The 10,145-nt window shown below is 48.1% G+C and carries 9 protein-coding genes and 4 tRNA genes; all 13 read left to right on the top strand.

What is annotated here, in order from left to right:
• On the top strand, positions 1–239 hold a 239-nt coding region (locus AC6F7T_RS12915), incomplete at its 5' end, for a TonB family protein (RefSeq protein WP_500719460.1).
• A gap of 134 nt (positions 240–373) precedes the next feature.
• Positions 374–1,078 carry a hypothetical protein gene (locus AC6F7T_RS12910; protein WP_500719458.1) on the top strand — a complete coding sequence of 235 codons (705 nt, stop codon included), beginning with the start codon at positions 374–376 and terminating at the stop codon, positions 1,076–1,078.
• Positions 1,079–1,178: 100 nt separating this feature from the next.
• A tRNA-Arg gene (locus AC6F7T_RS12905) sits at positions 1,179–1,255 on the top strand.
• Between the two features lie 51 nt (positions 1,256–1,306).
• Positions 1,307–1,382, top strand: a tRNA-His gene (locus AC6F7T_RS12900).
• A 97-nt stretch (positions 1,383–1,479) separates the two neighbouring features.
• Positions 1,480–1,564, top strand: a tRNA-Leu gene (locus AC6F7T_RS12895).
• 221 nt (positions 1,565–1,785) lie between these two features.
• Positions 1,786–3,120, top strand: a complete 1,335-nt coding sequence (gene tig / locus AC6F7T_RS12890; RefSeq protein WP_500719456.1) for a trigger factor — start codon at positions 1,786–1,788, stop codon at positions 3,118–3,120.
• A gap of 2 nt (positions 3,121–3,122) precedes the next feature.
• A complete protein-coding gene (gene clpP / locus AC6F7T_RS12885) occupies positions 3,123–3,719 on the top strand; it encodes an ATP-dependent Clp endopeptidase proteolytic subunit ClpP (RefSeq protein ID WP_500719454.1) in 597 nt (198 codons plus the stop codon).
• Positions 3,720–3,733: 14 nt separating this feature from the next.
• On the top strand, positions 3,734–4,981 hold the full coding sequence (gene clpX, locus AC6F7T_RS12880; RefSeq protein ID WP_500719452.1) for an ATP-dependent Clp protease ATP-binding subunit ClpX: 1,248 nt from the start codon (positions 3,734–3,736) through the stop codon (positions 4,979–4,981).
• 97 nt (positions 4,982–5,078) lie between these two features.
• On the top strand, positions 5,079–7,442 hold the full coding sequence (gene lon / locus AC6F7T_RS12875) for an endopeptidase La (RefSeq protein WP_500719450.1): 2,364 nt from the start codon (positions 5,079–5,081) through the stop codon (positions 7,440–7,442).
• A gap of 130 nt (positions 7,443–7,572) precedes the next feature.
• The gene (gene hbs, locus AC6F7T_RS12870) at positions 7,573–7,845 is read left to right on the top strand and encodes a non-specific DNA-binding protein Hbs (protein WP_500719448.1); all 273 of its coding nucleotides are present in this window, start codon (positions 7,573–7,575) and stop codon (positions 7,843–7,845) included.
• Positions 7,846–7,961: 116 nt separating this feature from the next.
• Positions 7,962–8,038: transfer RNA gene (locus AC6F7T_RS12865), tRNA-Asp, on the top strand.
• Positions 8,039–8,672: 634 nt separating this feature from the next.
• Entirely contained in the window at positions 8,673–9,110 is a 438-nt protein-coding gene (locus AC6F7T_RS12860; RefSeq protein ID WP_500719446.1) for a hypothetical protein, read from the top strand.
• 812 nt (positions 9,111–9,922) lie between these two features.
• Positions 9,923–10,145, top strand: a 223-nt coding sequence (locus AC6F7T_RS12855) for a hypothetical protein (RefSeq protein WP_500719444.1), incomplete at its 3' end; no start/stop codon positions are given.

Below are 10,145 nucleotides of genomic sequence, written 5' to 3'. Positions count from 1 at the left end.
TTGCCCGGCGCCGCGGTTGGGAGGGGACTGTAGAGTTCAATGTCAGAGTCCTTGCCACCGGTGAAGTTGCTGAAATAACAATCAAAAATTCAAGTGGCTATAAAAGCCTTGATGATGCTGCGCGCAGGGCCATCATCCGTTGGCGGTTTATCCCTGCAAAACGCTACGGCAAGGTGGTTGAGAGTTGGGTTGTAGTACCTGTCCACTTTATCCTGAATTCACAGGCACGAACGCGTTAATTAGCCTTGATCCGGAAGCTCTGGACGTACGCAATGCGGTTTTTCTTGTCGTTAACGAGTTAAATTATCCCTGTTGTCGCCCTTGAGCTGACAAGGGTATGCTTTTAGCACTGTTAATTTGTTGGTGCGCTTCTGTGACTCTTTTGCTGCGTTACGAGGATTTTATGAATGAGGCCGATAGGCAACGGGATATGTTGCAACGTTTAAGTAGCTGTGCAGAAGCATTGCGTCAGTATGCTGATCGATTGCCCGGCACAGAGCAGGAATCAACTGCCGCGCTGATTGATCGATTTCAGGAGTTGTCGTTACGGGCTGCGACTGAATATCTCAACAGTGTACAGAGGATTGCTGACAAGGTAAGTTGCTCGTTGTCGAGGAGTGGGGAGTTGCCATCACGATTACAGCAGCTTGAAAGCAGGAACTTCAGCCTGGCGGCAGAATGGCTGGAGCAGTTGGCACGTTTGTACCGTGGTGGCATGCCCGAACCAAAGGAATTGATTTCTAGTTTGCTCTACAGCTATGCCTTGCTTGAGCAGGCAGTTTGTGCCGCACGCAATGAATGCGTCAAACCGACCGATTTGTTTGATGAGGATCCGCTGGTAACGTCTGCAGCATGGATCAGCTACGTTCGGGATAACGACCCCTTTGCCGATGACCCGGGCTTTGGTTATCTGTTTGATCTAATGCAGAGAACGTTAAATCACGCTACAGATGTCAGGACGAATATTCCTGTGGATCCTTTCCGTCAGGATCCACATATTGCCGCTGCTCGACCAGTCGATATCTGTGCCCAAAACCCTTGCAGGGCGAGGGATGACGAGGATAGCAAACGAGATTAAATGGGTGCTTACACTATCCAAGTGGTCATAATATTCGTTGCAAATCTTTTATCAGCATGCTAGAAACCACCCCTTGCAGATACGCATGCAAAAGACTTAAGCGCCAGTAGCTCAGCTGGATAGAGCAACGGACTTCTAATCCGTAGGCCGGGGGTTCGAATCCCTCCTGGCGCGCCATTTTTGTTTGACAAGCTGTTATTTTTTTCATATAATACCGAAGTTTTTCTGGTGGGTGTAGCTCAGTTGGTAGAGCACTGGATTGTGGCTCCAGATGTCGAGGGTTCAAGCCCCTTCACTCACCCCATTTAAACGTGAACAGTGCTCATCTTCCACACTCAGTTAGCCCGTCAGACCGGGTGGGTATGGGGGGTGAGCATTGTTGCTTGTCGTGTTGATGTTGTGCGGATGTGGTGGAATTGGCAGACACGCTAGACTTAGGATCTAGTGCCGCAAGGCGTGGGAGTTCGAGTCTCCCCATCCGCACCAGACTTTAAGGTTAGCTTTTAAGTATTTGTTCAGCACCGGATCGGGAATCCTATGTCAAGGGACGCGATTGTTTCCCGTTGGGTCATCCATGACCCCCGACCCTGCGCAAGGATAGTGCTGAATAGTTACTCTTTTAATTCAATTCACCGGGTTTTGCTATCTGCCCATATCTCCATATCCCAATGATGCAAATATTGCAAATCAGGAAGGACAGTTAATTAATGAATGTAACAGTCGAAGATTTGAGTCCGATCAAAAAGAAGCTCACCATCGAAGTGAATGCTGATCTGGTTGCCAGTGAACTTGACGGCGCTTTTAAAAAAATCGCCAAGACCGCTAATATCAAGGGGTTTCGCAAAGGCAAGGTGCCCAAGCAGATTCTTGAACAGCAATATGGTCCTAAGGCCCATTACGACACTATCGGGTCATTGATCAACAATAGTCTTTATAAAGCAATGATCGATCATCAAGTTGAAGCTGTTTCTCAGCCTGAAGTCGTACAGACCGGAGCGATTGAAAAAGGGCAGGCCTTTTCTTATGAAGCGGAAGTCGAGGTACGCCCTGAAATAAAGGCACAGCATTATACCGGCCTCGAGTTGGAAAAGGAAAAGCTGGTTTTTGATGATTCTGCAGTTGATCAGCAACTGGAGCAGATGCTGCAGTCCAAAGTGCAACTGGTTGCAGCACCGTCCGATAGCGCCCGCGATAATGATACCGTTGTGATTGACTTCACCGGTTATATTGATGGTGAAGCCTTTGAAAACGGCGCCGCACAGGATTATCAACTCGAGCTTGGTTCCAACAGCTTCATCCCCGGCTTTGAGGCTCAGGTAGTCGGCATGAAGCGTGATGAGGAAAAGGACGTCAACGTCACTTTCCCGGAAGCCTACGGTGCCGAAAGTCTGGCGGGTAAAGATGCTGTTTTCAAAGTCCTGCTCAAGGAAATCAAGGAAAAGAAAATCCCTGTCCTGGATGACGACTTCGCTAAAGAGATGGACGCGGACAGTCTGGAACAACTCAAGGAAAAGATCCGTGACAACTTGAAGGCTCAGCAGCAGCAACAGATCGACAGCCAGTTGCAGGAAAATCTGATGAACGCCCTGCTTGAAAAAAATCCTTTTGATCTGCCCGACGGGATGGTTACCAACCAGCTGATGTATCTTAAGGACAGTTTTTCACAGCGGCTGAAAGCTCAAGGCATGTCGCTGGAAATGTTGGGGATGAACGACGAAAACTTCAACAAAACCTATTGGGACATGGCGACGCAGCAGGTTAAGGGTGAGCTGCTTCTTGATGCGATTGCCAAGCAGGAGCAAATTGTTGTCGAAGAGGCCGAGGTTGAGCAGAAGTTCGCTGATTTTGCCGAGCAGAGCAATACGCCGCTTGCGCAGGTAAAAAAATTCTTCGAAAATGATCAGGCGTTACGTGGTCTCAAGGGGCAATTGCTGCAGGAGAAAGTCTCTGCATTTTTGTTGGATAAAGCCGTTGTGACCGAGGTTGAGCCGAAGTCTCCAGCGGATGGTAACGACTCTGAAGACGCAGAAAAGGAGTCCTGATCATGCCTTTGGTGCCGATGGTTGTCGAAGATAGCGGACGTGGCGAACGTGCCTACGATATTTATTCGCGTCTACTTAAAGACCGGATCATTTTTTTGGGTGGTGCCATCGAAGACCACATGGCCAACCTGATTATCGCCCAGTTGTTGTTTCTTGAGTCGGAAGACCCGGACCGGGATATTCACCTTTATATCAATTCACCCGGAGGGGTGGTGACAGCAGGAATGGCCATCTACGATACCATGCAGTATATCAAGTCTCCCGTTTCGACCATCTGCGTCGGTCAGGCCGCCAGTATGGGAGCGATTCTCCTCGCCGCCGGTGCTCCGGGTAAGCGCTACGCATTGCCTCACGCACGGATTATGATTCATCAGCCCCTCGGTGGTTTTCAGGGACAAGCTTCTGATATTAATATTCATGCCCGTGAAATTCTGCGTATGCGCGAGTCCTTGAATGAGCTTCTCGCACGTCATTGTGGGCGAGAACTCGATAAGATTGCTGCCGATACAGAGCGCGATTTTTTCATGGATAGCGAAAATGCGCGCGATTATGGTATCATCGACGACATTGTTAAGAAAAAACCCGGTCGTCAGGAGTAATGGAGGTACACCAGGTGAGTTCTAAAGAAGAAAACAGCCATCTGACCTGTTCGTTTTGTGGAAAATCACAAGAAGAAGTCAAAAAGCTCATTGCCGGCCCAACGGTTTATATCTGTGATGAGTGTATTGAACTCTGTAACGACATTATTGATGAAGAGGCGCGGCAGGATCACTCTGTTGCCGGTAGCGGCAAGAATCTACCGAAACCATCAGAAATCAAGGAAGTTCTCGATGAGTACGTCGTTGGTCAGGAGCGCGCCAAAAAAATTCTCTCGGTAGCGGTCTACAACCACTACAAACGTATCGAATTTTCTGAAAAAAATGACGATATTGAAATTCAGAAAAGCAATATTCTGCTTCTTGGTCCGACCGGCAGCGGCAAGACCCTGCTCGCCCAGACCCTGGCCAAGGTTCTGGATGTCCCTTTTACCATCGCCGATGCCACCAATCTGACCGAAGCCGGCTATGTCGGTGAAGATGTCGAGAATATTATCTTAAGTCTGTTACAGGCAGCCGATTATGATCTTGAAAAAGCGCAAAAGGGGATCATCTATATCGATGAAGTTGACAAGATCGCCCGCAAGTCTGAATCTCCGTCAATCACCCGCGATGTGTCGGGCGAAGGGGTACAGCAGGCGCTGCTGAAGATTATCGAAGGGACAACTGCCAGTGTACCGCCTAAGGGCGGGCGCAAACATCCGCAACAGGAATTTCTCAAGGTCGATACGACCAACATTCTCTTTATTTGCGGCGGCGCCTTTTCCGGACTGGAAAAGATCATCAGCAAGCGCATCGGTTCCAAAGCAATGGGTTTTGGAGCCGAAGTTCGTTCCTTGAAAGAGGAAGATCTGGGTGATCTGTTATCCAGGATTCAGCCTGGTGATCTCTTAAAATACGGCTTGATCCCGGAGTTTGTCGGCCGCATTCCGGTGATAGCAACTCTCAACGAGCTTGACGAGGAAGCGCTGGTTCAGATTTTGCGTGAACCCAAGAACGCTCTGCTCAAGCAGTACCAGCGCCTGTTTGATATGGAAAATGTTAAGCTGAAGTTTACTGATGGTGCTATGGTTGCGGTTGCCAGAGAGGCCTTGGCACGTAAGACCGGTGCCCGCGGCTTGCGCTCGGTACTTGAAAACTCGATGCTGGATCTTATGTACGATATTCCTTCCCAGGATCGGGTCAGGGAAGTCGTCCTCAATGAAGAAGTGATCACCAAAGGGAACAAGCCGATTGTTCTCTATGATGTCGCTGAGAGTGCCTGACGCAATTATAATCATCGCACACATCATTGTTTGATCGTCTGGAGCGCAGGCCCTGTTTAACGGCGTCTGCGCTTCTTTTGTCTACAGGGGTGAATAGATGTCGGATGACTATGTCTACGTTGCAGATCAACAGCCGTATCCGTTGTTGCCGTTACGCGATATTGTTGTTTTTCCCTTTATGGTTGTTCCTCTTTTTGTTGGACGATCCCTTTCAATCTGTGCTCTTGAACGGGCGGTAGAGAGTCCCAGCAAGCTGATCTTTCTAACCACACAAAAAGATCCAGGCAACGATAATCCCACCGGTGATGATCTCTATGCTGTCGGCACCTTGGGTAAAGTGGTCCAGCTTCTAAAACTTCCCGATGGTACAGTTAAGGTGCTGGTTGAAGGAATTCGTCGCGGAGCAATACAATCATTTGTCTGCGGAAACGATTTTAACCAGGTAGTTATCACCGAATTGCAGGAGGATGTCTCAACCCGGACAACAGAGCTGGAAGCTGTGATGCGGGCGGTGACCAGTGCATTTGACAGCTATATTGCGTTAAGCAAGAAGATCCCACCGGAAGTCAGTGCTGCTATTGCCGGCATCGATGATCCATCACGCTTTGCTGACACAGTGGCGGGTCATCTGCAGATTACTATTGCTGAAAAACAGGAAGTTCTGGAGATGCTCGACCCGTCACGGCGGCTTGAGCAGCTGCTGATGTTATTGGAACAGGAGACAGAAATTCTGCAGATCGAGGGGCGGGTGCGCAGTCGCGTCAAGAGTCAGATGGAACGCAGTCAGAAAGAATACTATCTGAATGAACAGATGCGGGCGATTCAGAAGGAACTCGGTCAGCAGGATGAATTCAAGCAGGAAATTCTGCAGTTTGAACAGCAGATCGATAGTAAAAAGATGTCACCGGAAGCTCAGGCCAAGGCCGGAACAGAGATTCGCAAGCTGAAGATGATGTCACCCATGTCGGCTGAAGCTACCGTGGTACGCAATTATATTGAAATGCTGTTGTCATTGCCCTGGGACAAGTCGACGCGTGACCGCCACGATCTGGTGAAAGCAGAGCAGATTCTTGATGAGGACCACTATGGGCTTCACAAGGTAAAAGAACGTGTTCTTGAGTATTTAGCAGTACAGGCGCTGGTGAAAAAAATCAAGGGGCCGATCCTGTGTCTGGTTGGTCCTCCAGGTGTTGGTAAAACCTCGCTGGGACAATCGATCGCCAAAGCATTACAACGAAAATTCGTTCGTATATCGTTAGGTGGTGTTCGTGACGAGGCGGAAATACGTGGCCATCGGCGCACCTATATTGGTGCCATGCCGGGGAAGATTATTCAGGGACTGCGCAAGGTCGGAGTAAAAAATCCGGTTTTCATGCTGGACGAAATCGACAAGATGAGCACTGATTTTCGCGGTGATCCATCGTCAGCACTGCTTGAAGTATTGGATCCGGAACAGAACAGCAGTTTTGGTGATCATTTTCTTGATATCGACTACGATCTTTCAAGTGTGCTTTTTGTCGCGACAGCCAACAGCCTGCATGCGATTCCTCGGCCCTTACACGACCGTCTTGAAGTGATCCGGATTGAGGGATATTCCGAAGAAGAAAAGTTGCATATCGCGCGGCGCTATCTGCTGAAAAAACAGATTGCAGCCCATGGCTTGAAAGCTGATCAGGTTCAGTTTTCTGATGCTGCCATCTACGAAATTATCCGTCACTATACGCGGGAATCAGGTGTTCGTAGCCTTGATCGCCAGATTGCCGCCGTGATGCGCAAATTAGCTAAAAGGGCGCTACTTGAGGGGAAGAAAAAACACTTCAGGGTGACAGACAAGCAGATCACTAACTTTCTTGGAGTGGCACAATTCAAGTACGGGGTACGCGAAAAAGATGATCAGGTCGGCCTGGCCACCGGCCTGGCCTGGACGGAAACCGGCGGTGAACTGCTGGTGATTGAAGTAACAACCTTCCCTGGGCAGGGTAAATTAACCATTACCGGACAGTTAGGTGAAGTGATGCAGGAATCTGCCCAAGCCGCTTTAAGTTATATCCGTTCGCGCTGGCAAGAGCTGGATCTCAAGGAGGATATGTTCTCTGCGTTGGATATTCATATTCATGTGCCGGAGGGGGCTGTACCTAAAGACGGACCATCCGCCGGGATTACCATCGCGACAGCGCTGGCCTCGGCCTTAAGTGGTCGGCCGATTGCTAAAGAAATTGCCATGACCGGTGAAGTGACCTTGCGAGGACGAGTTCTTGCCATCGGCGGATTGAAGGAAAAAATCCTTGCTGCGCGGCGCGGCGGGGTTGCGCGGGTGATTATTCCGGCAGAAAATCGCAAGCATCTGACGGAATTGCCACAGGAACTGTTAAAGAGTATTGAGATCGAAACCGTCGAACATATGGATCAGGTTCTTGCCCTGGCTTTGCTCCCTGTACTGAAGCAGAAAAATGAGGTCTGAGTTTTAATTACAAAAACTTTCTCGAGCCCCGTCAGCGCAGGAAAAAGAGCTTGACACATTTTTTACAAACCTGCTATACCTTACGCGTTTTCGGACGGTTCATATCAATCAACAAACAAGGAGGTCTCCCGTGACTAAAGCGGATCTTGTCAGTGCAATGGCAGAAAAAGCAGAGCTTAATAAAACCCAGGCCGAAGAAGCGCTTAAGGCATTCATCGAAACCGTAACCGGCGCACTTCAGTCTGGCGACAAGGTTGCTCTGGTTGGTTTTGGTACCTTCAGCGTTGGTGAACGTGCCGCACGTACCGGTCAAAATCCGCAGACAGGACAGAAAATTGAAATTGCTGCAGCCAAGGTACCAAAGTTCAAGGCCGGCAAGGCGCTGAAAGATGCCGTCAATTAATTTTCGCACGTCACGGTAGAAACCTTTTATTGTTTAGTTTTGGAAACAGGAAGCATTTGCCGTCCGGCATATCATTCTGTCCGGACGCTTACAAGCTTCCTGTTTCTGTCTGAAGAGGGGCTGTAGTAGAGTCGGTTACAACGCCGGCCTGTCACGCCGGAGGTCGCGGGTTCAAGTCCCGTCAGCCCCGCCATAAAATCAAGCACTTAGCCAGTTTTGGTTAGGTGCTTTTTGTGTTTGTGCCCATTCTGTGCCCAAATTTTATGATGTTGACCGTCGGTTATCCGATATTGCCGTTTATTAAAACCGATGGTCACTACTTTTCCGACCTTCGGTCTATTTTGGGCCGGTGCCCACGTATTTTTAATTAGTTGTGAAGTGCAAAATCGTGCCAAATGCTAAATAATTATAAAATGCTAGTAAAAATGCCTTCCTTTGACCTTCGGTACAAAATAATCTTGAGTGACTTGAATTGCAGGATTTGTAAGAATGTATGGTTGACCACCGGACAAGCCATCAGTTTAATGGAAGGCAAGATATGAGAAAGTAGCATCTGAAATGCTCGCTCAGGGCAATCTTTTTCGTTCATGCTAATGGTGCTGCCGCGTTCATTATTGCCAAAAAGGAATATTCGCGTTAGGTTTGTCACCACAACCCCCCGCCAACGTCACTTTAAAATCCCATGGGCCACTTAAAAGGAGGGGAGTAGTCTAACAGACGTTTTTACGACGGTTATGCGTCGTAAAAAACATCATCTCGTGAGTCCATAAAATATGCCACGAATCACTGTAGAAAACTTGATGTCCGCCGTTCAGGTGATCAGAGAAATGGATCGCAAAGACAAAGAGGCGATTTGCGACGAGATATTTCGTGATCAACCAAATCTTCTCGCGTCAGTATTGGCGTTGACGAAAATGTCTATTTCTCCAGCGCATGTAGAGGTAGTGCTGGAAACTCTTATGGTGATGCACCTCGCGCTTAAAGAATCTGATGAAAGAATCCAGACCATTACAGAAGAGGACCAAGAGCGCGAACTTCAGCGACTCACGGCCTCGCTAAAGTTTCCACAAGGAATGACACCTGAATTAACGGCAGAATCAATCAAGAAATATGTCGGTTACCAAAAAGAACCATGGTTGCTTGCTTACGTCATTGCACTGCTACAGGACAATAAAGTGCTTATGAGCACCAACGAGAATTCCAAATATCTGGTGTTATCAGCGCTGAATTTGGTCGCGTGTGTTGCGAATGCACAGAATGACTAGCTCTTCGATGCGACTCTGACTTCGCTGCGCTTTGACCGCGCAGCCTATGGGCTTCATTGAAATAATGTCAAAAAAAATCCCCCTTTTTGAATGCGACAATCCCGCCTGGCGATCCGAGCGGGATTTTCTGGTAACACAGGGTTTATTAGATTCCACGGGTTTGCCAAAAAATATTCCTCAGAGCAATGCAGTATCATATGAGGTTCTTGCAAAAGGTCTAAGCTCCCAGGCTTCAGGACTTCACCAGTGAGTGCTTGGCCCCATTTTCTGAAATAAGTGGAACACAGGGCTTTGTGGGAGACTATTTTTTCGATTTTGGACAGACGTCTCCCTCGTAGCCCAGCTTTTTCGTTCTTTGACAATCAGCAACCAGTGATTTTAAGCAACTGGTCGGCAAATAGGGTGATGATGCCGAACATGGCATGATATTTTGGTCTTGAGCTTCATCGGTAACCTCCTGACTGTTATTTGGCGTCGTAACCTAATAATATCAGATAGTTGCCTTTGAGGCTCGACTTTTTACAGCTTTTTCTCTATATGCAAAATGTTGCATCTACTTTTGCAAGAGGCTCATATATAAGATTGGGGGATGGGTGTCAGATTCACGGGTAGCGGAAACGGTTAGACAGTTCTTATGTGGATCACGTAAAAGTCCTTTCATGAGCAAAAAAGCTCTCCAGGCAAGGATTCCCCATGGTGCCAGCAAAAAAACGTGCCCAGACATCTATGCATTGATCTTACTTATCAAAAAATCAAAATTATCCTTTTATATAAACCATTAATTCAATAGAATGGCTTGAAAGGATTCCACTATGCCCACTTTTTTAGATGATCTTCCTGAAGTTTTTGTCTCAACCACAGCCATCTCTGCGCTGGTTCATCAGGCTGTTAAAAGTGGCAAACTCAGAAAACTCGGATCGCGTCTATACACCAAGGATCCGTCATCCCCGCCGGAGGATATTGTCAAAAGAAACTGGTATTTCCTTTTGCGAGATTACTATCCGGATGCACTCATCGCTGATCGAACCGCCATTG

The organism is Pelovirga sp. (genome assembly GCF_059864205.1).
The sequence above is the reverse complement of the archived record's forward strand: the minus strand, read 5'-3'. Positions and strand labels throughout refer to the sequence as shown.

Bases quoted from the DNA above. Each gene is read 5' to 3' on its own strand.
- lon (WP_500719450.1), top strand. From the start codon at position 5,079: ATGTCGGATGACTATGTCTACGTTGCAGATCAACAGCCGTATCCGTTG.
- AC6F7T_RS12860 (WP_500719446.1), top strand. From the start codon at position 8,673: ATGGATCGCAAAGACAAAGAGGCGATTTGCGACGAGATATTTCGTGAT.
- tig (WP_500719456.1), top strand. From the start codon at position 1,786: ATGAATGTAACAGTCGAAGATTTGAGTCCGATCAAAAAGAAGCTCACC.
- clpP (WP_500719454.1), top strand. From the start codon at position 3,123: ATGCCTTTGGTGCCGATGGTTGTCGAAGATAGCGGACGTGGCGAACGT.